The sequence below is a fragment of the Promicromonospora sp. Populi genome (assembly GCF_041081105.1).
Classification (GTDB): Bacteria; Actinomycetota; Actinomycetes; order Actinomycetales; family Cellulomonadaceae; genus Promicromonospora.
The window spans coordinates 839,926-863,029 of the sequence record NZ_CP163528.1; the positions used below are offsets into that span (position 1 = coordinate 839,926).

General features: G+C 72.6%; 18 protein-coding genes. 14 read left to right on the plus strand and 4 right to left on the minus strand.

The features are described 5' to 3' along the window. Positions 1 to 5: 5 nt before the first annotated feature. The 13 genes from AB1046_RS03755 (at position 6) to AB1046_RS03815 (ending at position 16,739) form a co-directional block, all read left to right on the plus strand. On the plus strand, positions 6 to 1,670 hold the full coding sequence (locus AB1046_RS03755; RefSeq protein ID WP_369372469.1) for a hypothetical protein: 1,665 nt from the start codon (positions 6 to 8) through the stop codon (positions 1,668 to 1,670). Then, entirely contained in the window at positions 1,667 to 2,440 is a 774-nt protein-coding gene (locus AB1046_RS03760) for a ThuA domain-containing protein (protein ID WP_369372471.1), read from the plus strand. Before AB1046_RS03755 ends, AB1046_RS03760 begins: the two co-directional genes overlap by 4 nt. Continuing rightward, positions 2,437 to 3,222 carry a sugar phosphate isomerase/epimerase family protein gene (locus AB1046_RS03765; protein WP_369372473.1) on the plus strand — a complete coding sequence of 262 codons (786 nt, stop codon included), beginning with the start codon at positions 2,437 to 2,439 and terminating at the stop codon, positions 3,220 to 3,222. Before AB1046_RS03760 ends, AB1046_RS03765 begins: the two co-directional genes overlap by 4 nt. Continuing rightward, complete coding sequence (locus tag AB1046_RS03770; protein WP_369372475.1) at positions 3,219 to 4,226, plus strand: NAD-dependent epimerase/dehydratase family protein; 1,008 nt, start codon at positions 3,219 to 3,221, stop codon at positions 4,224 to 4,226. Before AB1046_RS03765 ends, AB1046_RS03770 begins: the two co-directional genes overlap by 4 nt. A gap of 95 nt (positions 4,227 to 4,321) precedes the next feature. Further along, positions 4,322 to 5,086, plus strand: coding sequence for a GntR family transcriptional regulator (locus AB1046_RS03775; RefSeq protein WP_369372477.1), 765 nt, complete (start codon positions 4,322 to 4,324; stop codon positions 5,084 to 5,086). A gap of 168 nt (positions 5,087 to 5,254) precedes the next feature. Beyond that, positions 5,255 to 6,304, plus strand: coding sequence for an SIS domain-containing protein (locus tag AB1046_RS03780; RefSeq protein ID WP_369372479.1), 1,050 nt, complete (start codon positions 5,255 to 5,257; stop codon positions 6,302 to 6,304). After that, a complete protein-coding gene (locus AB1046_RS03785; RefSeq protein ID WP_369372481.1) occupies positions 6,301 to 7,305 on the plus strand; it encodes an N-acetylglucosamine kinase in 1,005 nt (334 codons plus the stop codon). Before AB1046_RS03780 ends, AB1046_RS03785 begins: the two co-directional genes overlap by 4 nt. Further along, positions 7,305 to 8,267 carry a zinc-binding dehydrogenase gene (locus AB1046_RS03790; protein ID WP_369372483.1) on the plus strand — a complete coding sequence of 321 codons (963 nt, stop codon included), beginning with the start codon at positions 7,305 to 7,307 and terminating at the stop codon, positions 8,265 to 8,267. Before AB1046_RS03785 ends, AB1046_RS03790 begins: the two co-directional genes overlap by 1 nt. 135 nt (positions 8,268 to 8,402) lie before the next feature. Further along, complete coding sequence (locus AB1046_RS03795) at positions 8,403 to 8,555, plus strand: hypothetical protein (protein ID WP_369372485.1); 153 nt, start codon at positions 8,403 to 8,405, stop codon at positions 8,553 to 8,555. A gap of 95 nt (positions 8,556 to 8,650) precedes the next feature. Then, positions 8,651 to 13,012 carry a discoidin domain-containing protein gene (locus AB1046_RS03800; RefSeq protein ID WP_369372487.1) on the plus strand — a complete coding sequence of 1,454 codons (4,362 nt, stop codon included), beginning with the start codon at positions 8,651 to 8,653 and terminating at the stop codon, positions 13,010 to 13,012. Positions 13,013 to 13,124: 112 nt separating this feature from the next. Continuing rightward, complete coding sequence (locus tag AB1046_RS03805; protein WP_369372489.1) at positions 13,125 to 14,219, plus strand: GntR family transcriptional regulator; 1,095 nt, start codon at positions 13,125 to 13,127, stop codon at positions 14,217 to 14,219. A gap of 121 nt (positions 14,220 to 14,340) precedes the next feature. Further along, a complete protein-coding gene (locus tag AB1046_RS03810) occupies positions 14,341 to 16,236 on the plus strand; it encodes a glycoside hydrolase family 76 protein (protein WP_369372491.1) in 1,896 nt (631 codons plus the stop codon). Positions 16,237 to 16,271: 35 nt separating this feature from the next. Beyond that, positions 16,272 to 16,739: a heme-degrading domain-containing protein gene (locus AB1046_RS03815; protein ID WP_369372493.1), complete on the plus strand. Its 468-nt coding sequence runs from the start codon at positions 16,272 to 16,274 to the stop codon at positions 16,737 to 16,739. 3 nt (positions 16,740 to 16,742) lie between these two features. On the opposite strand, the gene AB1046_RS03820 is transcribed toward AB1046_RS03815, so the two are convergent. The 4 genes from AB1046_RS03820 to recQ all read right to left on the minus strand — a co-directional run bounded on the left by AB1046_RS03820 (position 16,743) and on the right by recQ (position 20,405). Further along, on the minus strand, positions 16,743 to 17,390 hold the full coding sequence (locus tag AB1046_RS03820; RefSeq protein ID WP_369372495.1) for a ricin-type beta-trefoil lectin domain protein: 648 nt from the start codon (positions 17,388 to 17,390) through the stop codon (positions 16,743 to 16,745). 95 nt (positions 17,391 to 17,485) lie between these two features. After that, positions 17,486 to 18,142 carry a hypothetical protein gene (locus tag AB1046_RS03825; protein WP_369372497.1) on the minus strand — a complete coding sequence of 219 codons (657 nt, stop codon included), beginning with the start codon at positions 18,140 to 18,142 and terminating at the stop codon, positions 17,486 to 17,488. Positions 18,143 to 18,161: 19 nt separating this feature from the next. Beyond that, positions 18,162 to 18,464, minus strand: a complete 303-nt coding sequence (locus tag AB1046_RS03830; protein ID WP_369372499.1) for a hypothetical protein — start codon at positions 18,462 to 18,464, stop codon at positions 18,162 to 18,164. Between the two features lie 93 nt (positions 18,465 to 18,557). After that, positions 18,558 to 20,405: a DNA helicase RecQ gene (gene recQ / locus AB1046_RS03835; protein WP_369375558.1), complete on the minus strand. Its 1,848-nt coding sequence runs from the start codon at positions 20,403 to 20,405 to the stop codon at positions 18,558 to 18,560. A 206-nt stretch (positions 20,406 to 20,611) separates the two neighbouring features. Here recQ and helR point away from each other — a divergent pair, with 206 nt between their 5' ends. Beyond that, a complete protein-coding gene (gene helR, locus AB1046_RS03840; RefSeq protein ID WP_369372501.1) occupies positions 20,612 to 23,047 on the plus strand; it encodes an RNA polymerase recycling motor ATPase HelR in 2,436 nt (811 codons plus the stop codon). The last annotated feature ends 57 nt before the right edge of the window (positions 23,048 to 23,104 follow it).

Genomic DNA, 23,104 nt, shown 5'->3' on the forward strand with positions numbered 1-23,104 from the left:
AGACGATGACGCAACAACGCGGTTCCGCTTTCGGCCTCACCACCGCCGGCCTCACCACCACCGGTGTCTCCCGACGCACCCTGCTCAAGGGGTCCCTGTTCGGCGCCGCCGTCGTGGCGTTCGGCAGCCAAGTCCTGACCGCCTGCTCGACGGGCGGGGGCGCGGCGCCCGCCGCGGGCGGGCCAGCAGTTCCGCTGCCCACCTACGTCGAGCCCGTCAAGCCCCCGCCGCTGCTCGCCGGGAACGCCGAGGGCCTCATGGACGTGTACGGCTCGTTCCCGATGGACGGCGCCCGCACCGTGACCGAGCCCGTCGGCGACGGCGGAGAGTTCGAGTTCCTCGTCATGACCTACGGCCAGCCGGCGCCGCCGGTCGAGGAGAACGCCTACTGGCAGACCCTGAACGAGGAGCTCAACCTCGAGATCAAGCCGGTGCTCGTGCCGTACGCGGACTTCGCCACGAAGTTCCCGGCGCTCGTCGCCGCCGACGACCTGCCCCCTGTCGTGTCCGTACCGGTCTACATGAACGTCTCGCGGCTGCCCGAGCTCGCGGCCGCGCAGTTCACCGACCTGTCCGACCACCTGTCGGGCGACGCGGTCAAGAAGTATCCGAACCTCGCGGGCATCCAGGAGTACGCCTGGCTCAACGGGTACCTGGGCGGGCGCATCTACGGCGTCCCCAAGTCCGACCCGGTCTTCGGCGGCCAGATGTACACCAAGTCGGACCTGTTCGAGGCCGCGGGCGTGAGCGAGCACCCGGAGTCGTTCGACGAGCTCACCGAGACGCTCGCCGCGCTCACCGACACCACCGCCGGCGTGTACGCCCTGGCCTCCCCGATCACCGACTTCATGCTCCAGATGCACGGCCTGCCGAACAAGTGGTCGCGCGGCTCGGACGGCACGTTCACGTCCTCCTACGAGCACCCGGACTTCATCCCGGCGATCGAGGAGATGGCCGCCCTCTACGCCGCGGGCTACTTCCACCCGGACACGGCCACCATGGACAAGACGCAGCGCGACTCGCTGTTCCGTGCGTCCAAGATCGCCATGACGTACGACGGCAACCGGGCGTTCGGCATCATCGCCGACGACCGGGAGCTCGTCTTCGGCATGATGCGCTCCTTCGGGGCCGACGGCGCCACCCCCACCCACTGGACCGGCGGCGGCGCGTACGCCATCACGATGCTCAAGCAGACCGACGACGCCGCGGCCATCGACCGCTTCCTGAAGGTGATGAACTGGCTCGCGGCACCGTTCGGCTCGGCCGAGTCCTTCATCGCCTCCTACGGCGCCGAGGGCTCCGACTACACGATCGAGGACGGCGTGGCGATCCTCACCGAGCAGGGCCAGCGCGAGCAGGACCTCGGCTTCGGCTACATCGCCGGCGGCCCTCAGATCCTCTGCAACCCGCAGGGCGCCCCCGGCGTCGACACCGCCATCTACGAGTGGCAGGAGTCCGTGATCCCGCTGCTGACCGGCAACCCCGCCCAGCACCTGTACTCCGCCACCCAGAACTCCAAGGGCGGCTCGCTCGAACAAGCGATGACGGACGCGATCACCGCGGTGTTCCTCGGCCGGGAGCAGGCCTCCAGCCTCCAGACCGCCGTGGCGACCTGGAAGCGCAACGGCGGCGACAAGATCGCGGGCGAGTACGGCGAGGCGGACGCGTGAGGATCTCCCGCCCGCTGCGGGCCCTGGTCGTGGTGGACGGCACCGACGTCCACCACGACCTGCTCGGCGCCGCCGAGGCGCTGCGCGACATCGTCCTGGAGGCGGGTGTGGTCGCCGACCGGGCGGTCGGCATCGACCGGTTCGTCGACCCGATGCCCGTCACGGCAGAGGCCGACGTCTACGTGCTCTACCGCTCCAGCGTGCACCTCGACCCGGACCAGCAGACGGCGCTCGCCGACGCCGTGGCGGCCGGCAAGGGGCTGGTGGTCCTGCACGCGAGCAACCTCTTCGGCTTCGGGCCGGACGGCCTCGACGGCGACCGGGTAGCCCACGAGCTTGTGGGCTCCCGGTACCTCTCCCACGGGGACCAGGGGTCGGAGGGCCGGTACACCGTGCGTCTGCTGCCCGAGCAGGTACGGGCTGGGCACCCCGCATCTGACCACCCCGTGCTCGCCCATCTGGACGACTTCGAGATCGACGACGAGTACTACGTCATCGAGACCACCAGCGACGTGACGGTCCTCGCGGAGCGGGCCACCTCCGACGGCGGCACCCAGCCGGTCGTGTACGTGCGGGAGCACGGCCGGGGGCGGGTCTGCTACGTCGCGCTCGGCCACGACATGCGGGCGTGGGGCAGCCCGCACTTCCGCCAGCTCGTGCGCCAGGCGGTCCTGTGGGCGGGCGGTGTGGACGAGAGCGCCGTGGAGACCTGGTCGACCCGGTACCCGCTCGGCAACGGGCGCTCGATCGGGCCCGGAGGCACCCGGTGATCGCGCCCGTCGCGGCCCAGCTCTGGTCGGTGCACACGCTCGCGCGGCAGGACCTGCCGGGGGTGCTCCGCCGGATCGCCGAGATCGGGTTCGTCGCGGTCGAGCCCATCGACCTGTACGGCCGCACGCCCGCCGAGTTCCGGGCGCTGACCGACGAGGTCGGCCTGGAGATCTGCTCCGCCCACGCCCCGTTCCCGGCGGGAGACGACGGCGAGCGGACCCTCGACGTCTACCAGGAGCTGGGTGTAGACACACTCGCCTGGAGCCTGGAGGCCGAGGAGCTCGTCACGCGCGACACGCTCCTGCGGGGGCTGGACCGGGTGGACGACGGCGCCCGGCGGGCCGCCCGCCGGGGCATGACGATCGCCTACCACAACCACTTCGCCGAGTTCACCGGCACGACGGACGGGCGCACGGTCTACGACGAGCTGCTCGACGCCGTCGACCCGGCGGTGGTGCTGGAGGTCGACCTGTACTGGGTGGCGGTAGCCGGCGTCGACCCCGCCGCTCTGGTGCGCCGGCTCGGCGACCGGGTGCGCCTCGTGCACGCCAAGGACGGCCCCGCCCAGGGGATGGACGACGTGATGGTCGCCCTGGGGGAGGGCGCCGTCGACGTGGACCCCGCGATCGCGGCGTGCCCCGCCCTCGACTGGTGCGTGGTCGAGCTCGACCGCACCTCCGGGGACATGTTCGACGCGCTGCGGCGCTCCTACGACCACGTCGTGGGCCGCGGCCTCGCCTGGGGACACCGCACGACGACAGAGCCGGAGGTGGCGCGATGAGCGCCCTGCGCACCCTGTTCATCGGCGGCACCGGGGTGATCAGCTCCGCCTGCGTACGGGCGGCGGTAACCGCCGGGCACGAGGTCACGGTCGTCACGCGCGGCCGGTCGCGGCAGCGGCCGCCGCCTGATGGGGTGCGCGCCCTGGAGGCCGACGCCCGCGACGCCGAGGCTCTGCGCGGTGTGTTGCGCGGAGTGCTGGGCGACGAGCGGTTCGACGTGGTGGCGAGCTTCATCGGCTACTCGGCGTCGGACGTGGCGGTCGACCTGGAGGTCTTCGCCGGGCGCACGGACCAGTACGTGTTCATCTCCACCTGCTCCGTGTACGCCCACCCCGCCGCGGTCCTGCCCCTGCGGGAGTCGGCGGCCCGGAGCGCCCCGCTCTTCGAGTACCCGGCGAACAAGATCGTGTGCGAGGACCTGCTGCTCGCCGCGCACCGCACCACCGGTTTCCCGGTGACCATCGTGCGGCCCGCGCACGTCTACGACCGCACCACGCTGCCGCTGCTCGCCGGGTGGACCGCCGTCGAACGCATGCGCCAGTGCCGCCCCGTCGTCGTGCACGGCGACGGCACGTCGCTGTGGAACCTCATGCACGCCGACGACTTCGCCCGGGCGTTCGTGCCGCTGCTCGGCAACCCGCGCGCCGTCGGCGAGGCGGTGCACGTGACGTCGTCCGAGCTGATCACCTGGGACCAGATCCACCTCGCGGTGGCGCGGGCCGCAGGCGTCGAGCCGGTGCTTGTGCACCGGTCGAGCGAGGACATCGGCCGAGTGGTCGAGTGGATGGACGTGGTGCTGCGCGAGGACTTCCGGCACAGCGTGCTCTACGACCGCTCCCGCCTGGGGGACCTCGTGCCCGGCTTCGCGGAGCAATACACGGTGGCCTCGGGGATGCGCGAGACCGTCGAGTGGTTCGACGCCGACCCGGCGCGGCGGACGGTCGACGAATCGCTCGACGAGGCCTTCGACGTCCTGGCCGGCACCCGGGCACCGGTCGGGTGACACGGGCCGCACAGCCGGGTCTCGCGGCAGGTGAGCCGGTATATTCACGAAAAGGGTTGATGGGTGTGACATATCGTTCACGAGAGGTACCGGACATGGCGAGGTCGACGGTGTCGGCGGCAGACGACCCCGATCCGCTGTGGGTCCAGGCCGCGAACATCATCCGCGCGCAGGTCGTCGACGGCGCCCTGCCCGCCAGCCGCCGGCTCCCCGCGGAGCGTGAGCTCTGCCTGCAGCTCGGCGTCAGCCGCGTGACCCTGCGCAAGGCCCTGCAGCAGCTGGTGGAGGAGGGTGTGCTGCGCTCGTCCCACGGGCGCGGCTGGTACGTCGCCGCCCAGCAGTCGGCGCCCGAGTGGCCCAACACCCTTGAGTCGTTCACGGAGACGGCGCGCCGCAAGGGCCTGGAGCCCACGTCGCAGGTGCTGACCGCCGTGGTGCGAGCCGCGTCCCTGGACGAGGCGGAGGAGTTCGGCGTCGTCGCCGGCACCGACATCTTCCACCTGGTCCGGGTACGCCTGCTCGACGGCGTCCCCATCGGCGTCGACGACTCGCGCGTACCGCTGTCCCTGGCAGCCGGCCTCGACGACGTCGATTTCAGCAGCTCCGCGTCGCTCCTGGCGGAGCTCGCCACCCGCGGGGTCGCGCCGGTGCAGGCCGACTCCATGATCGAGGCCCGGGGGAGCAGCGCCGAGCACGCGGCACCGCTCGGCCTAGCCGTGGGGGACCCCGTGCTGGTCATGCGCCAGACGCTCGAGGACCAGTCGGGCCGCCCGGTGCTCATCACGACGATCACCTACCGCGGCGACCGCTACCGGCTGCACACGACGTTCGCCCGGGCGAACGGACACCGGCAGGGCTGAGGCCCTTCCCGGCCGGGCTCGGCTCTGCCCGTCGCTGCCCGTTTCCGAGCACTGCCTCTCGGCACAGCCGTCTGCACCCGTGGTCTATATTGGTCTTGGTTCTGTACCTAGATGTTTCTAGTGGTTCCTCCACGCAGCGGGCGGGAGCACCCCGACAGGAAGGCTGACATGTCTGCTCGACGGATCGACTACCGCGTGGCCCGCGAAGGGCAGCCCGAAGCGCTCGTGCGGGCGGCCGCGCGCGTCGCGGACCAGCTCGCCGGCCTCAGCGGCGGTGCGCTGGACACCACCGGAGCAGGCCCCCTCTTCCTCGGCATGGGCGCCAGCTACGCCGCGGCCGCCCTGCCCGTCCGGCTGCTCGCCGCCGCGGGACTGCCCGCCCGCCGGGAGATCGCTTCCGAGGTGGTCCCCGGCGGTGTGGGGTCCGCACGCGCCGTCGTCGGCATCTCCCAGTCCGGGCGCAGCCCCGAGACCATCGCCGCCGTGAGCGCCTGGCCCGCCGAGCGGCGCTGGTCGCTGACGAACGTCGCGGGGAGCGCGCTCGCCGAGGTCGCCGGACCCCGGGCCGTCGACCTCGGCTCCGAGCCCGACAGCTACGCCTCGACCATCGGCTACACCGGCACCCTGATCGGCCTCACCATGCTCGCCCGCGCCACCTCGGGCGCGAGCGTCGACGCGGCCCACACCGAGTGGCACGGGATCAGCACGGCGGTGCGGCACCTGGAGGAAGAGGCGGCACCCGTGATCGCCGCCGTCGCCGACCTCGCCACCCACCCGGCGTCCGGGACGCCCGCGATCGCCGCCGACGTCGTCGCCTCCGGCGCCTCGCGCGCCGCCTCGGAGTCGGGCGCGCTCCTGCTCCGCGAGGTCTGCCGGATCCCGAGCTCCGCCGTAGTGACCCGCAACTACCTGCACGGCGAGATGGAGTCGGCCGGCGGCACCCTCCACGTGGTCCTCGGCGCCGACCGGGAGGTCCGGCTCGCCCGCAGCCTCGCCGCCGCCGGCCATCCCACCCTGCTCCTGACGAGTGCGGACGTCGCCGCCGAAGGCCCGCTGCACGTCGTGCGGCTGCCCGAGGCCACCGAACCCGTGCGCGTGGTCCTCGAGACCGTCCTGCTGCAGGCGCTCGCGGGTACGCTCGCGGACCTGCGCGGGGTCGCCATCGAGGACTTTGTCTTCGAGCACGACGACACCAAGGTCAGCGAGCCCGTCGGATGACGCTCGTCGTGGGCATCGACGTCGGCGGCACCAAGTCGCACCTGCGGGTCGACGACGACGGGACCACCCTCGTCGACCTCATCGTGCCGTCGGAGGGCTGGCCGGCCCGGTCGGCCAGCCGGGCGGCGCGCTGGCTCGCCCCGCACGTCGACGCCGCCGTCGCACGCGCGGCCGCAACGCATCCTGCTGGCTCTGCTGGCTCCGGCGGCACCGCCGGCCCTGTCGCTCATGTGGCCGTCGGCGCGCACGGGTGCGAGACCCCCGAGCACTGCGCCGACCTCGCCGCGCAGCTTGAGCCCGTGCTCGGCCTGCCGTGCACGGTGGTCAACGATGCCGAGCTGCTCGTCCCCGCGGCCGGGCTCGACGCCGGGATCGGCCTGATCGCGGGCACGGGCTCGGTCGCCGTCGGGCGGCAGGCGACTACCGGCGCCTACCTGTCCGCGGGTGGCTGGGGCTGGGTCCTGGGCGACGAGGGCTCGGCCTCCGCGCTGGTGCGCGAGGCCGCGCGCGCCCTCATGGTGCGCGCCGACGCGGGCGCGGCCCGCGACAACCTCGAACCACGGCTCTGCGCGTCGTTCGGGGTGAGCGACCTCGTCGAGCTCGCCGCCCGGATGAGCTGGGACGGCGGCGTCGAACGGTGGGGCGAGCACGCGCCCGTCGTCTTCCAGGCGGCCGACGCCGGCTCGTCCGTCGCCCGATCGGTGGTGACCGCGGGCGGTGCCGCGCTGGCGGAGCTTGTGGGCGGCCTCGTCTACCGCGGCGCGGCCGGGTCGACGGTGGTGGTCGCCGGGGGAGTGCTGACGGCGCAGCGCCGCCTCCGCGAGGCGTTCACGCAGGCGCTCGGCCGCCGGGCGCCAGGGTTCGACGTCGTTGTGCTGACCGAGCCGCCGGTCGCCGGGGCGGTAGTGCTCGCGCGCCGGGCGGTGGCGAAGGAGTGGGGTGCGGCGACGGAGCGGGCTGTGGCGACGGAGCGGGGCACAGTGGTGGAGCCGGGCGAGTGATGAGGGTCGTCGAGATCGTCGGCCCGCGGACCTCCCGCGTCGTCGAAGCGCCCGAGCCCGAGCCCGGACCCGGCGAGGTGCTGGTCCGCACCCTCTCCTTAGGCGTCTGCGCGTCGGAGCGACCGGTCTGGACGGGGCACGACGGCGGATCGCCGGCCCGCATCGGGCACGAGCTGTCCGGCGAGGTCGTGGGCTGGGGGAGCGACGTCTACGGCTGGCAGGTCGGGGACCGGGTCACCGGGTTCGCCCACCCGGCCTTCGCGGAGCTCGTCGCCGTGCCGAGCCGCGACCTCGAGCCCGTACCCGCGAACGTGCCGTCCTGGGCGGCGCTCGGCGAGCCGCTCGCGTGCGTCGTCGAGGCCGTGTCCCGCAGCGGGATCCGTGCGGGGGCGCGCGTCGCCGTCTTCGGGACGGGGTTCATGGGTCTCGTGGCGACCCAGGTGGTCCGCGCCGCAGGCGCGGCCGAGGTGCTCGCGCTCGACGTCGATCCCGCCCGCCTGGAGATCGCGGCCCGGGTCGGCGCGGATGCCACGTTTGTGCTGCCCGACGGCGGGAGCGGCGCCGGGAGCGGCTCCACGGGCGACCCAGCCGTCGTGCCTGCCGACCTACGGGCCTCCTGCGACGTAGTCGTCGAGTTCACCGGCACTGCCGCCGGGCTGGCGGCGGCGGGCGACCTCACCCGCGCCCACGGCACGCTCTGCGTCGGCGGCTACCACCACGACGGCCGCCGCGACCTCGACGTCGAGCTCTGGTACCGCTCGGTGACGATCGTCAACGGGTTCAGCGCGGACCGTGGCCGGCAGCGGGCCGCACTGCGGCAGGGGCTCGCGCTCATGGCCGCGCGCGAGGTCACGTTCGAGCCGCTCGTGACGCACCGGCTTGGGCTCGACGGTCTGGACGACGCCTACGAGCTCTTCCGCGAACGGCCCGCGGGCTTCGTCAAGGCGGTGCTGGAGCCCTAACTTTTTGCCGACGGCAGGGGGTAGCAATTTAGTAACACATATGGTTTTATTCCGTTCGAAGCGGGCAATGGCGCTGCCGCCTTGCCGGGCGCGGTCACGACGATCAGCGGTCAACGAGATCAAGGGAGAACTCGGATGGCAACGGAACGGATCGACTCGGCGCGGGCAGTCAGCCGGCGCGCCGTCCTCGGTGGGATCGCGGGTGCCGCGGCCGTCACGGGGCTGGGACTGCTCGGCGCGCCCCTGGCGAACGGCCCGGCCGCCCAGGGCATCCGCTCCTGGCAGTAGCAGTCGTGGCAGTAGCAGCAACACGAGCGGCGGCCGGGAATCCGGCAGCTGCCCGACGGAACATCCGGTCAAGCTCCGAGACAAAGGTGTTGAGGATGGAACTGCGCAGAGGAATCAGACACGCTGGGCGCGCCGCGACGGCTACCGTCGCCGCGCTCGCCCTGGTCACCGGTGGGGCGCTGGCGAGCGCCGCAGCGCCACGAACCGGTCCGCCGGTACCCGGCGTCGCACCGGCGGTGGGTACGACGACGGCTGCCGCACCGGCGGCGGCCGAACCTGTGGTTGAGGCCGCGGCGGTCGACGTCGACCGGTATCCGCTGGGTGTGGGGGCCGACCTTGGCGCCCAGGTTCGCTCCCACGGGATCGAGACCGCCGCCGCACCGACGGCGGGCGCGCAGGAGGTCGGCGAGGCCGCCGGCCGGGCGTACTGGCGCACCGACGCGGGGGCGGGCGCGGAGCGCTTCGTCGTCGACGTCGCGGACGACTACCTTGCCCGCCTCGCGGGCCGGGCCGGGTACCTGGTGGTGGACCACCAGGTAGCGGTGGCCCCGACGGTGACGACGGCCGCGGCCGACGGCACCCCCGTCGAGCTCGCCGGGACGGCCGAGCCGGACGCGGACGGCGACGGCTGGACGAGCACCGTCGTCTCCCTGTCCGCCGGGACCCTGCGTGCCGGCGCGGACGACACCGAGATCGCTCTCGCGCCGTCGGGCGACGGGGAGCTGACCGTGGCCGGGCTGCGGCTGGTGGCCCAGGGGGTGAGCGTCGACCTCGGCCCTGGTGTCGCGGAGAACGGCATCGCGGTACGGGCGGGTGACCAGACCGGGGGCCTGGTCACCGGCACCGACGGGGACCGCGGCTACTGGCAGACGGGCAAGGCCGCAGGCACCTCGTTCGTCTACGCGAACGTCGCCTCGACCTACCTGCTGAACACCACGGACCGCGTGCTGGTGGACGTGGTGACGCAGGACGCGGGCGGCAACATGTTCCTGCAGTACGACTCGCCGGGCGAGACGATCCCGGAGCGGTTCAAGCGGTCGAGCACCATCAACCTCCCGGCCGGCGGCGGCTGGGCCGGCCACAGCTGGCTGCTGGAGGACGCGATCCTGACGGACCGGTCCAACGGCTCGGACTTCCGCGTCTCGGTGGAGGACTCGCCGACGGACGTCCGCTTCGACCGCATCGCAGTGACCGGCATCCCCGTCGAGGTCGACCCGACCCTGGCCCTGCGCCGTCTGGTCCGCCAGGCCGACGTGGCCCACGACGCCGCCCGCGAGGGCAACCGGGACGGCCAGTACCCGGCCGGATCGAGGGCCACCCTCCAGGAAGCGATCGACGCGGCGCAGGCCGTCGTCGACGACGAGAACGCCACGGGGGAGGAAGCCGACGCCGCGATCGACGACCTGGAGGTCGCGCTGGAGCAGTTCCTCGCCCTGGAGCGCAGCACCGACCTGGCCCGGGGCGCCGCGGCGACCGCCGGGAGCACCAGTGAAGGCAGCCCGGGCGCGCTGACCGACGGCGACGACGGCTCCTACTGGACCTCGGCCCGCGACGCCGGCGCCGACTGGGTGCAGCTCGACCTCGGCGAGGTCACCCGGTTCAACGAGGTCCTGGCCCGCTGGCCGGGGGACTACGCGAACGTGTACGGCATCGAGGTCTCCACCGACGGGTCGGCGTTCACCGAGGTGGCCAGCGCGGGCGCCCTCGGCGGGCACCCCGTCCGCACGCGGTTCGAGCCCGTCGACGCGCGGTACGTGCGCCTGGAGCTGACGCGGTACGCGACGCAGCACTCCGTCTTCAGCCTGCGGTCCCTGGAGGTGCGGCTCACGCTCCCCACCGACGTGAACCCAAGGATCGTGGAGACCGTCTTCCCGACCGAGGACGTGGTGGTGGCCGAGCACGTGGTCACCGAGCCCGGCACCGAGTTCCAGGCTGACCCGACCGGCGTCGAGGACTCCACGGCGGCGATCCAGGCCGCGCTGTACGCCTGCGAGGACACGACCGGTGGCACGGTGTGGCTCCCCGCGGGGACCTACCGCGTCACCGGGACCCTGGAGGTCGGCGCCCACTGCACCCTGCGCGGCGACCACCCGGACGCCGCACTGACGCCGGACGGCGACCCGCTGGAGGGCACCGTCGTCGTCGCCGACCTGCCCTCTGGGGACGACGGGCCGAGCCTGTTCCGCATCGGCGGCAACGCCGGCGTGATCGGCGTGACCACCTACTACCCGGGGCAGGACGCCGCCGAGCCGGTGCCCTACGGGTTCACGTTCGAGATCCCCGGCCGCGCCTGGCAGGGCGAGCACAACTACATGATGAGCAGCATCGAGCACGTGACGATGCTGAACTCCTATCGCGGCATCGGGGTGTCCACCATGGCCCACGACCGGGGTGAGTCCGGGCCCGGGTCGCAGGTGCACGAGATCGCGAACGTCCGCGACGTGACCGGCACCGCGCTGTTCATCGGCGTGGAGGCGTACAACGGAGCCGACGTCGGCACGTGGCAGGACGTCACGTTCGACAACGGCGTGTGGGCGGGGGTCGGCGCGGACTACAACGCACCGGACCGTGCCGTGCTCGACGCCTGGACCCGCGCCAACGGCACCGGCTTTGTGCTCGGTGACCTGGAGTGGGACGAGTTCACGGACATCGGGGCGTCGGACTACAGGTTCGGCATCCACATCGTGCGGGGTCAGCGGGCCGAGTTCACGGGCTCGTTCATCAACGCCGACATCCGGGACACGGACGTCGCCGTGCAGGTAGACCAGGCCGACGGCCGGTGGGGCACCGCGTTCGCATCCTCCACGCTGGAGGGTTCGGTCGCGTCCGTCCGCAACCTCTCGGCCGCGTACGTCAAGCTCACGGACACCACGACGAGCGGCCCCAGCGAGGGCATAGTGCACGTCCTGGCCGGCCCCGAGGACGGCGTCCCCGCCGTGCCGGAGCCGGTGACCGCCCCGCGTCCGGCCGAGCACCTGGTCGACGTCACCGCGGCGCCGTACGACGTGCCGCGCACCCCGGGTCAGTTCTCGGCCGTGGACGCCACGGCGGACATCCAGGCCGCGCTCGACGACACGGCGGACGCCGGGGGCGGCGTCGTCTACCTGCCCGCGGGCTGGTACACCGTGCGGGGCCGGCTCACCGTCCCGGAAGGGGTGGAGCTGCGCGGCTCGGCGGGCGTCGCGAACCGCGACTCCCTGGAGCTGAGCGGCGGCACGGTGCTCATGGCGTACGACGGCCGCACCGCCGTCGACGACCCGGCCGCCGACACGGCGCCAGCGTTCATTACCCTCGCGGGCGAGGACGCCGGGGTCCGGGGCCTGCGGGTGTTCCACCCGGAGAACAACCCGGCGTCCGACGACGGGGTGGTCGCCTACCCCTACGCCGTGCGCGGGGACGCCCCGGGCACCTACGCGGTGAACGTCGGCCTGACCAACGCGTGGAACGGGATCGACATGACGGACGCGGCGGACGGGTTCCTCGCGCGCCGGATCGTCGGCCTGTACTTCGCCCACGGCGTGCGCGCCGGGGCCAACGAGGGCGGCACGATCGAGAACGTGCTCTCCAACGGCAACGTGATCACCCGTGTGGCCTACGGGCTGCCGGGCTGGGTGGAGGGGGACAACCTCTTCGCGCAGGTGATCGACGGCGTCGCGCGGCAGCGGGAGGTGCTCGTGCAGGCCGACGGCGCCCAGGGGCTGACGGTGCTGAACACGTTCGCCTACGGCAGTCACGACGGTTTGGTCGCCCGGGACGGCGCGACGGTGACGGCGTTCAACGTCGGGACCGACAACCTCGGGCCTGGCGGGTACTCGGTCGACGCGGACGTGACCAGCGCCGTCGACGCCGTGAACCTCATGCGCTACAACGGCACCACGAGCCGTGGTCCGGTGACCATCACCAACCCGATGGCCATCAACATGGTGCAGCGGTCGCTGACCCTGGGCGTCACGCCCGAGGGATCGGGCGCGGTGCGTGTGGTGGGCAACGAGACCGAGCCGGGCCGGTACGAGGCGGGCAGCGCCCTGCGGCTCGTGGCCGAGCCTGCAACCGGGTTCGTCCACACCGGCTGGCAGGACGAGTCCGGCGAGGTGGTCTCCACCGATCCGACGCTCGACCTGGTGCTCGACGCCGACCGGTCGCTGGTCGCGGTCTTCGGGGAGGCGCCGCCTCTGTCGGTCTCCGTCACCGCGGTTGCGCAATGCGCGGGTCCGCTGGTGCTGCTGCCCGTGAAGGTCGGCAACACCGGCGACAGCACGATCAGCCTGCGGATCACTACGCCGTACGGGTCGCGCAGTGTGCCGAAGGTGGCGCCCGGCAAGTCGGTCACGCGGATCCTGGTGCCGGGGCGGACCAGGATTCCCGCCGGTGAGGTGACCGTCGTCGGCACGGTGCGGGGCACTGACCTGACCCGCACGACCACGGTGGCCTACGACGCGCTGGACTGCCGCCGGTAGGGCGACGTCGTACCCGCGGCCCTCGGCCGGCGCCTCGCGCCGACCGGGGGCTCGGCGCGTCCTGGGGCCAAGGTAGATTCAGCGCGCATATCCATTCGGTGAAAGGGCATCCGTGAGCCAGCCGCTCTACCTCGAGGTGTACGAGAAGCTCCGCGGCGAGATCCACGCGGGCACGTACGGCGTCGGCGACCGGATGCCGGCCGAGGCCGAGCTGACCAAGCAGCTCGGGGTGAGCGCCATCACCCTCAAACGCGCGATGGACCTGCTGCGCGACGACGGTTACATCACCCGCCGCCCCCGCCTGGGCACGGTGGTCGTGAGCGAGACCGCGACGGCCGCCGCCCAGGCGGGCCCGGGACCGGCGCCCCTGATCGGGTGCGTCCTGACGGACTTCGACGACACCTTCGGCACGCGGGTCCTGACCGGGCTGCTCGACTCGTCCGGAACGGTCGCGAACCTCGTGGTCAAGCGCAGCCTCGGCGACCGTGAGGCGGAGGACGACCTGGTGCGGGCGCTCGTGGCCGACGGCGTCCAGGGGCTGATCCTGGAGCCGAGCTCGTCGCAGTACGTCGCCCCGGCGGTCCTGGAGCTCATCACCCAGTCGTTCCCCGTGGCCATCGTGGACCGGGTGTTCGACGGCGTCCCGGTCTCCTCGGTCTGCTCGGACAACGTCTCGGCGGGGCGCCAGGCCGCCGAGTACCTGTTCTCCCGCGGGTACGACCACCTGGGGCTCGTCTCGGCGTCGAGCACCGTGTCCACCGTGCAGGACCGGCTCGACGGCGTGGTCGACGCCCACGCGACCCGGGGCGTCCCGTTCGACCCGGTCCACCAGTTCCGGCAGTCTCGCTCCACGGTCCCGGGCACCGACGTCGCGCCCGACGACGACATCGCCGAGCTGGAGAAGTTCCTCGCCGCCAACCCGGGCCTGACCGGGCTCGTGGTGACCGAGCACAACATCGCCGTCCTGGTGCGGGAGGCCGCGCAGCGGGTGGGCCGGTCCATCCCCGGCGACCTGGGCATCGTCTGCTTCGACCAACCGGACGTGTTCTACGACGGCGCGCGCTACCGGTTCACGCACCTCCGGCAGGACCAGACCCGCATGGGGAGCGAGGCGGTCGACCTCGTGCTCGCCCAGCTCCGGGGCGCCGGGCAGGTCACCAAGGTGACGCTGCCGACCGAGCTGGTGCCGGGGAGCTCGACCCGGTAGCCCCGCACCCTGGTCGACGATTTCGGACGAGATGGCTGTATTTAGTCGTTTCCTAATGTAGGTTTTGATCCGAATCGCGATCGCCGGGCGCAACGCCGCGCCCCAGGGGAGGAGCTCTTCGATGACGACTCTGCGTCGTGCCTGGGTTTTCCTGACAGCCATCGCCGTGCTGGGCGGCCTGCAGCCGGTCGCCGTCGCGCAAGCTGCTCCGCCGTCCGGAGCGACATCCGGTGCGGCCGACGTGGCGCGGGCCCGGGTGGCCACCGAGGTGCTGATGGACTCCTACGACCCGGAGAAGGCCTGGTTCCCGTCGAGCTGGTGGAACTCCGCCGTCGCGCTGCAGACGGTCGGTGACTACATGGCGCGCACCGGCGACCGGAGCTACGTCGACGAGCTGGACAGAAGCTTCGAGACCAACAAGGGCCCGTTCCCGGCCGGCGAGCGGTCGACCGACGAGATCTACGGCAACTTCACGAGCCGGGCCATCGACGACGCCGGCTGGTGGGCCCTGAACTGGGTGGGCGCCTACGACCTGACCGGCGATCAGAAGTACCTGGACATGGCCGGCACGATCGGCGAGTTCATGCACGGTTTCTGGGACACCAGCACGTGCGGCGGCGGCATCTGGTGGAACGAGGAGCGGACCTACAAGAACGCCGTCACCAACGGCCAGTGGGTCCGGTTGACCGCCGAGCTGCACAACCGCATCCCCGGCGACACCGTCTGGCTGGACCGGTCCCAGGAGGCCTGGGACTGGTACGTGGACAGCGGCATGATCAACGCCCAGGGCCTGGTCAACGACGGGCTCAGGGACGACTGCACCAGCAACGACGACACCGTGTGGACCTACAACCAGGGCCTGGCGATCGGCGCCCCGCTGGAGCTGTGGCGGGCTACCGGCGACCCGTCGCTGCTGGCCGAAGCGCAGCGGCTGGCCGACGCGGCGCTCGACTCCGAGGTGCTGGTCCAGGACGGGGTGCTGACCGAGTGGTGCGAGGCGGCCGGCCGGTCCTGCGACGACAACCAGAAGCAGTTCAAGGGCATCTTCCTGCGTTACCTGATGGACCTGGCCGACACCACGGGCGAGGCGCGGTACCAGGAGTTCGTCGACCGGCAGGCCGAGAGCATCTGGGTGAACGACCGCGACTCCTCCGAGCGGCTGGGCCTGCGCTGGGCCGGGAGCCCGAGCCCGGAGCGGCCCAACGTGTTCGACTGGCGCACCCAGGCCAGCGCGCTCAGCGCGCTGATCGCCGACGTACCGCAGGAGGCCCCGCGTCGGTCGCTGTCCGCCACCATGTCCCCGGCGCAGCTGGTGGTGATGCCCAGCCCGGGTGCCGCCTCCGCTCTGCAGACCGAGGTCCAGGTGGCGGCGACGGCGGAGCGCCGGCGGCCGGTGCGCGTGGACGTGCGCGCCACCGGACCGGACGGCTGGCGGGTGACGCCCGCCCGGAGCCGCGTCACGGTGGTCCCGGGCGCCGGTGGTACGCCGGGGCGCGTGAGCGTCCCGCTGGCCGTGGCGGTGCCGGCCGGTGCCGCGGACGGCAGCTACCCCCTGACCGTGCGGGTCACCGCCGGGCATGGGCTCAGCTACACCACCCGGGTCACCATCCAGGTAGCGGGCACCGTCGACTTCGACGCCGGGACCACCCAGGAGGCTGCCTGGCTCTGGGACGCGGGTGGCTCCGGCCTGAGCCAGGGCGGGAGCCGGTTCGCGGACGGCACCAGCCACTTCATCTACAAGCTCCCGTTCCCCGCCGAGGCCACCTCGGCCGAGGCGACCCTGACGATCGACAACCAGTACGTGGTCCAGGTCGGGCCCGACGGCGAGACCTGGACAACGGTCCTGGCAGAGGACGACCCGATCCGGGACGGCTCCAACCGGGCCGACCACACCCTCGACCTGACGCCGCACCTCGGCCCGGACAAGGCGGTCTACATCCGGGTGACCGACGCCTTCACGCAGGACGGCTGGGGCGGCGGGGTCTACCACGTCACCGCGAGCTACGGGACGGACTGAACCGCCGGCGGGTTCCGGCGGGGCAGGATGGGGACATGAGCGAACTTGATGTCCCCGCTGCCGTAGCCGAGGTCGAGGCCCAGGAGGCCGAGCTGGTGCTGACCACGTTCACGCACGAGCAGGCGTGGGCCCTTGGCGCCCGGCTCGTCGAGCTGGCCACCGAGCGCGCGCTGCCCGTCACTATCGACATCCGCAAAGGGACCCAGCAGGTGTTCCACGCAGCGCGCCCCGGTACGACGCCGGACAACGACTCGTGGATCGAGCGCAAGGTAGCGGTGGTGTACCGGTTCGGGGCCTCGTCCTACCTGGTGGGGCTGCGCGCCAGGGCCAAGGGGTCGGACTTCAATACCGTCCACGGCCTGCCGCTCCAGGAGTACGCCGCCCACGGGGGCGCGTTCCCGGTGCGGGTCGCGGGCGTGGGCATCGTCGGCGTCGTCACCGTGTCCGGCCTGGCGCAGCAGGACGACCACGCCCTGGTGGTCGAGGCCCTGCGCGAGCTGTAGGAATCAGCCCACGTGCCACTGCTGGTTGGGCCCAGCGTGGCAGCTGTACATGATCGCGGGTGTCGCGTTGTCGACCAGGGCGTTCGCGACGTCCAGGCACAGCCCGGTGGCGACGTTGCGCACGGTGCCGTCGGCCTGCGGGGCCCACTGCTGGTTGGCGGCGCCGTGGCACGTCCAGATCGTGGCGGCGGCGCCCGGCTGCCCGGCGCTCGGGTCGTCGAGGCACATGGTGCCCAGAACCCGCAGCTCCCCGGCGGCCGACGCCGTCCACTGCTGGGCCGCTGACCCGTTGCAGTCGTAGATCTGCAGCGCCGCACCGTCCACGGCGCCTCCGCCAGGCACGTCGAGGCACCGGCCGGAGGCCACACCCTGCAGCGTGACGGGTGTCGGCTCCGGCGGCGGAGATGGGGCGCTCGGGGAGGGTGTCGGCTCCGGGGTCGCGGGGGTGCTCACCGGGCTCGCTTCGGGTGTGCTCGCGATCGCCGACGCGCTCGGCCCCGTCGAGCTCTGCGCGGACGTGTCCTCCGGGGACAAGTCACGGTTCAGCACCCAGACCGTGCCCGCCACCGCGGCGAGCAGCAGCACGGCGGCAAGCACCCACACGAGCAGGCCAACAGGTGGGCGCCGGCGCGGCGTGGCTTGGTCGTACACCCTTGCGTTTCCCCTCGTGGCCGACGGCGTTCGTGTGTCCGCGCCGCACCCTACTCGGTCCCGCCCGCTGGATCAGCCCGCCGATCAGCCGGCGGTCAGCGCTCGCCGTCCGGCACGACGTCCCTGACCCAGGCCCCTTCCTCTTCCGCGCCGTCGGGACGGAAGCCGACCCTGCTCAGGTACCCGAACTCGCTGCGGTCTACCTGCGGTACGACAACGCGGGTGAAGCCCTTGGCCGCGAAGATCCCGCTGCGCCGGTACACGAACTCGGCGGGCGTCAGGTCACGGAACCGCATGGAGACCCAGTCCAGCTCGACGACGCCCACCCCGTCCCCGGCGTCGCGCACCTCCACCACACCCACCGTCTCGTCACCGCGCTGCACCAGGAACGCCGAACGCACCTCGCCGGGCTCCGGCAGCGCCACGAACCGCGGCGCGAAGGTCGCGATGTCCGCCTCGTGGGTGCGCAGCACGTGCAGCAGGTACGCGTCGTCGGGCGCGACCTCGACCACTTCGTACACGGCGGCGTCGTGGCGCTCGCGGTTCAGCCGCCACAGCCAGTAGATGTTGATGAGGCTGATCGCGGCGTTCATGGCGAAGAACGGCCAGATCCCCAGGATCGCGTTGTAGGTGGTCGCGACGAGGGAACCGACCAGGTTGAGCCAGCGGAAGCGGAGCACACGCGCCTGCGTGAGGGACAGGACGACGAGGACAGAACCGAGCCAGCCGCCGATCTCGAGCCAAGGGAACATGCCCTGACCTTAAGCGTCCTCACCAGGACCAGCCGCGCGAGCTGAGCTCCAGCTCCTCCCGCAGCCGCTCGGCCGCGCCGGCACGCTCGTCCGCGCGCAACGGTGCCGACTCGGCCGGCAGTCCGGCGAGCCGGCAGGCCTCACGCAGCAGCGCGTCGTACGCGCCCTGCACGGCGAACCAGTGGTGCGCCCGCGCGTACACGTCGGGGTCCTGCTCCACGCGGCGCAGCTCGGTCGCGAGCTCCCCGAGGCGGGTCTGCAGGCGCAGCGTGACCAGCGGGTCGGGTGCGGGGCGCTGTCGCGCCAGGAAGGTCCAGGCCATCAGGTCTCACCGCCACGTCGTCGTCGCGGAACTGGGTACACCACCAGCCTAGGCGCGCAGACCCGAGAGGGCCATCGCCGACAGCCCCCGAGATCACTCCGGGTCGTGTAGCGCCGTCAGGATGCCCTCGCCGTAGCGGTCCAGCTTGGCCTGGCCGACGCCGCTGATCCCGCTCAGCGCGTCCAGGTCCGCGGGCTTCTCGGCAGCCACCACCCGCAGCGTCGCGTCGTGGAACACGACGTACGCGGGCACCCCCTGCTCCTTCGCGGCCGCCGCCCGCCACGCGCGCAGCCGCTCGAAGACCTCCTGGTCCGCGCTCGACAGCGTGGCCGCCTCCGGACGTGGGCCGCCCGAACGTGCGGACCTGCGCGTGCTGCCGGCCGCCGGGGCAGGATCGCGCCGCAGCCGCACCTCGCGCTTCCGGCCCAGCACCTCCGCGCTGGCGTCCGTCAGCAGCAGCGTGCCGTGGTTGGCGTCCACCTCCAGCAGCCCCATGGCCAGGAGCTGCCGCGCCACGGACCGCCATTCGCCCTCGGCCAGGTCCTCACCGACACCGAACACCGTGAGCTCGTCGTGCCCCCACTGCGTGATCTTCGGCGTGGACTTGCCCCGCAGGATGTCGACCACGTGCCCGACGCCGAAGCGCTGGTTGCGCTCGCGGTCCAGGCGGAACACGGCGGACAGGAGCTTCTGGGCGGGGACGGTGCCGTCCCAGGCCTCGGGTGGGTTCTGGCAGGTGTCGCAGGCTCCGCACGTGCCGGGGTGGTCCTGGCCGAAGTAGCGCAGGAGCTGTGCGCGGCGGCACTCGACGGTCTCGCACAGCGCCAGCATCGCGTCCAGATGGGCCGAGAGCCGGCGGCGGTGCGTCAGGTCGCCCTCGGACTCGGCGATCATCTTGCGCTGCTGCACGACGTCGGCCAGCCCGTAGGCGAGCCACGCCGTCGACGGCAGGCCGTCGCGCCCGGCGCGGCCGGTCTCCTGGTAGTAGCCCTCCACCGACTTGGGCAGGTCGAGGTGGGCGACGAAGCGGACGTCGGGCTTGTCGATGCCCATGCCGAACGCGATGGTCGCGACCATGATCACGCCGTCCTCGCGCAGGAACGTCGACTGGTTGGCCGAGCGCACGTGGGCGGGCAGCCCCGCGTGGTACGGCAGGGCGCGGATGCCCTGGTCGGTGAGCTGCTGGGCGGTCTTCTCCACCGACGCGCGGGACAGGCAGTACACGATCCCGGCGTCGCCCGGGTGCTCGGTGCGCAGCAGATCCAGCAGCTGCCGGCCCGGGTTGTCCTTGGGTACGACGCGGTAGGTGATGTTCGGCCGGTCGAAGCTGGCGACGAAGTGCCGGGCCTCGGTCAGCCCGAGGCGGGTGGCGATCTCCTCGCGGGTGTGCTGGGTCGCGGTGGCGGTCAGCGCGATGCGCGGGACACCGGGCCAGCGCTCGGCCAGCTCGCTCAGGCGCAGGTAGTCAGGGCGGAAGTCGTGGCCCCACTGGGACACGCAGTGCGCCTCGTCGATGGCGAACAGCGCGATGGTGCCCTGGTCGAGGAGTCGGGCGGTGGACTCGACGCCGAGCCGTTCCGGCGCCAGGTACAGCAGATCGAGCTCGCCGGAGCGGTAGGCCTGCTCCACCTGGCGCCGCTCGTCCGGGTTCTGCGTGGAGTTCAGGAAGCCGGCCCGGACACCGAGCGCGTCGAGGGCGTCCACCTGGTCCTGCATGAGGGCGATCAGGGGCGAGATGACGACGCCGGTGCCGTGCCGCACCAGCGCGGGGATCTGATAGCACAGCGACTTGCCGCCGCCGGTCGGCATGAGCACGAGGGCGTCCCCGCCGTCGACCACCGTGTCGATGATCGCCTGCTGCTCGCCGCGGAAGGCGGCGTAGCCGAAGACGTCACGCAGCACGTCGAGCGCGGTAGCGGTGGTGGTCATCGTCGGGACCATGTCCGGGAGCGTCACGACGGCCAGTGTGCCAGGGGACTGTGACACGGGCGGCCCGGGCGCTGGGGTTTTGCACAGCAAAGGCAAGGAAAGAACCCTCTCCCTGCCACTATCAATCTATAGCGCACAGGGGGTCTTGCGGCAAGGCCCCCTGCGTATCGCAGAATCGTCGGCCGGAGCTCCCGACCGACGGAATCGAGTGGTGCCGAATGACCAGTCCTGACCTGAAGAGCCTGTCCACTGCTACCTCCGAGTCGACCGCCGTGTTCGACCTTCCAGGCCGGCTCGCCGCCAAGGCCGACCCCACGCTGACCGCCGCCGACGAGCGGCACTTCGCGGACATCGCCACCACCCTCGAGCAGTCGATCGCCGACCTCACAGAGCGTCTCGACGCCGCGCGCAGGCTGCCCGCGACCATGGGGCAGGCGGCGGTGGAGCGGGACCAGGAGGTCCACCGGCTGACCTCGCGCCTGCGCACCATGCGCCGCTTCGGCGTGGACCTGTGCCTCGGGCGCATGATCAGCGTCGAGGCGGGCATCGGGCCCGTATACGTCGGGCGCCTCGGCCTCACCGACAGCGCGGGGCGCCGGCTGCTGATCGACTGGCGGTCCCCGGCGGCGGAACCGTTCTTCGGCGCTACGCACGCCGACCCGATGGGGCTGGCGAGCCGCCGCCGCTACCGCTGGACCCGCGGCCGGGTCACCGACTTCTGGGACGAGGTGTTCACCCCGGACCTCCTGGGCTCCGGTGCCCAGGACGGCGCTGAAGGCCCCAGCGGCTCCGCGGCCTACGCCGCCCTCGACGACCAGTCGGCGTTCATCGCGAGCCTGGGTGGTGAGCGGTCGGACCGGATGCGCGACGTGCTCGGCACCATCCAGGCCGACCAGGACGCCATCATCCGCGCGGGCTCCCGCGGCGCACTTGTCGTCGACGGCGGTCCGGGCACCGGCAAGACCGTCGTCGCGCTGCACCGGACCGCCTACCTGCTGTACTCGGACCCGCGCCTCGGGCACCGGCGGGGCGGCGTGCTGTTCGTCGGCCCGCACCAGCCGTACCTGGCGTACGTCTCGGACGTGCTGCCCAGCCTCGGCGAGGAGGGGGTGCAGACGTGCACCGTGCGTGACCTCGTCCCCGAGGGGCGGACGGCGCCCGCCGAGCGCGACCCGGAGGTCGCCCGGCTGAAGGCGGACGCCCGGATGGTGGCCGCGATCGAGCCGGCCGTCCGGCTCTACGAGACTCCGCCGAAGGAGGGAATGGCTGTCGCCGCGCCCTGGGGCGACGTCTGGGTCAGCACAGCGGACTGGGCCGAGGCGTTCGGGGTCGTCGAGGCCGGCACGGCGCACAACGAGGCCCGGGACCAGGTCTGGGCGGCGCTGCTGACGATCCTGACGGACAAGGTCAAGGCTGACGACGGGGACGGGGACGGGAGCGACGACGAGGGCGGATGGTCCGAGGACCGCTGGTCCGAGGACGGCGCCGAGCCCTCGGACGATCTGCCCGCCGACTGGCGGGACTGGACCGAGGACCGGTTAGAGGACCAGTTCGATGCCTACGGGCAGCAGGAGGTCGATCCGACCGCTCCGGTCCGGGCAGCGCTGGCGGGCAACCGGGACCTCGCGCGCGCCTTCGACCGGGCGTGGCCCCTGCTGGAGCCGATGGACATCGTCGGCGACCTGTGGGAGGTGCCCGCCTACCTGCGGATGTGCGCCCCCTGGCTGGAGCCCGACGCCGCGGCGCGGCTCCGGCGGGACGAGCCGAAAGCCTGGACGGGGTCCGACCTGCCGATCCTGGACGCGGCCCGACGGCGGATCGGTGACCCGGAGGCCTCGCGCCGCCGTCGTCGAGCGGAGGCCGCGGCCGCCGCCGAGCGGGCCCGGATGGCCGACGTCGTGGACGACCTGATCGCCACCGACGACTCCGACATGGGCGTGATGCAGATGCTGCACGGCCAGGACCTGCGCGAGGCCCTGCTCGACGGCGCCGCCGTGCCGGCGACCGCGGACCCAGACCTGCTCGCCGGGCCGTTCGCGCACATCGTCGTCGACGAGGCCCAGGAGCTGACCGACGCGGAGTGGCAGATGCTGCTGGCGCGCTGCCCGTCCCGCAGCCTGACGGTGGTGGGCGACCGCGCCCAGGCCCGGCACGGCTTCGCCGAGTCGTGGACCGAGCGCCTGGGGAGGGTCGGCCTGGGCCGGATCGAGACGATGTCCCTGGGCATCAACTACCGGACGCCCGCAGAGATCATGGCTGAGGCCGAACCGGTCATCCGCGCCGCGCTCCCGGACGCCAACGTGCCGACGTCGGTGCGCAGCAGCGGTTTCCCGGTGCTGCACGGCGCCGCCGCACAGCTCGGCCCGATCCTGGAGGACTGGCTCGCCGAGCACACCGACGGGACGGCGTGCGTCATCAGCACCCGGGACGACCTGGCGATCGGTGCCACGCCCCGCGTGCGGTTGCTCACCCCGGAGCTGTCGAAGGGGCTCGAGTTCGACCTGGTTGTGCTCGTGGACCCGGAGTCATTCGGCGCGGACAAGGGCGCGGGCGACCAGGGAACGGGCAGGGGAGTGGGGATCGAGCGGGCGGTCGACCGCTACGTCGCGATGACCCGGGCGACCCAGCGCCTCGTCATCCTCACGACCGTGTAACCTAGGGGACAGTCTTCCGGCGCCTGCGGGTGCCGGCGGGTCCGAATGAGACAGCGG

What these genes read in the sequence shown, in the direction of transcription:
- AB1046_RS03795 (WP_369372485.1), top strand. Translation starts at nt 8,403, where the DNA reads ATGGCAACGGAACGGATCGACTCGGCGCGGGCAGTCAGCCGGCGCGCC.
- AB1046_RS03810 (WP_369372491.1), top strand. Translation starts at nt 14,341, where the DNA reads ATGACGACTCTGCGTCGTGCCTGGGTTTTCCTGACAGCCATCGCCGTG.
- helR (WP_369372501.1), top strand. Translation starts at nt 20,612, where the DNA reads ATGACCAGTCCTGACCTGAAGAGCCTGTCCACTGCTACCTCCGAGTCG.
- AB1046_RS03780 (WP_369372479.1), top strand. Translation starts at nt 5,255, where the DNA reads ATGTCTGCTCGACGGATCGACTACCGCGTGGCCCGCGAAGGGCAGCCC.
- AB1046_RS03775 (WP_369372477.1), top strand. Translation starts at nt 4,322, where the DNA reads ATGGCGAGGTCGACGGTGTCGGCGGCAGACGACCCCGATCCGCTGTGG.
- AB1046_RS03815 (WP_369372493.1), top strand. Translation starts at nt 16,272, where the DNA reads ATGAGCGAACTTGATGTCCCCGCTGCCGTAGCCGAGGTCGAGGCCCAG.
- AB1046_RS03770 (WP_369372475.1), top strand. Translation starts at nt 3,219, where the DNA reads ATGAGCGCCCTGCGCACCCTGTTCATCGGCGGCACCGGGGTGATCAGC.
- recQ (WP_369375558.1), bottom strand. Translation starts at nt 20,405, where the DNA reads ATGGTCCCGACGATGACCACCACCGCTACCGCGCTCGACGTGCTGCGT.
- AB1046_RS03825 (WP_369372497.1), bottom strand. Translation starts at nt 18,142, where the DNA reads ATGTTCCCTTGGCTCGAGATCGGCGGCTGGCTCGGTTCTGTCCTCGTC.
- AB1046_RS03800 (WP_369372487.1), top strand. Translation starts at nt 8,651, where the DNA reads ATGGAACTGCGCAGAGGAATCAGACACGCTGGGCGCGCCGCGACGGCT.
- AB1046_RS03785 (WP_369372481.1), top strand. Translation starts at nt 6,301, where the DNA reads ATGACGCTCGTCGTGGGCATCGACGTCGGCGGCACCAAGTCGCACCTG.
- AB1046_RS03755 (WP_369372469.1), top strand. Translation starts at nt 6, where the DNA reads ATGACGCAACAACGCGGTTCCGCTTTCGGCCTCACCACCGCCGGCCTC.
- AB1046_RS03830 (WP_369372499.1), bottom strand. Translation starts at nt 18,464, where the DNA reads ATGGCCTGGACCTTCCTGGCGCGACAGCGCCCCGCACCCGACCCGCTG.
- AB1046_RS03790 (WP_369372483.1), top strand. Translation starts at nt 7,305, where the DNA reads ATGAGGGTCGTCGAGATCGTCGGCCCGCGGACCTCCCGCGTCGTCGAA.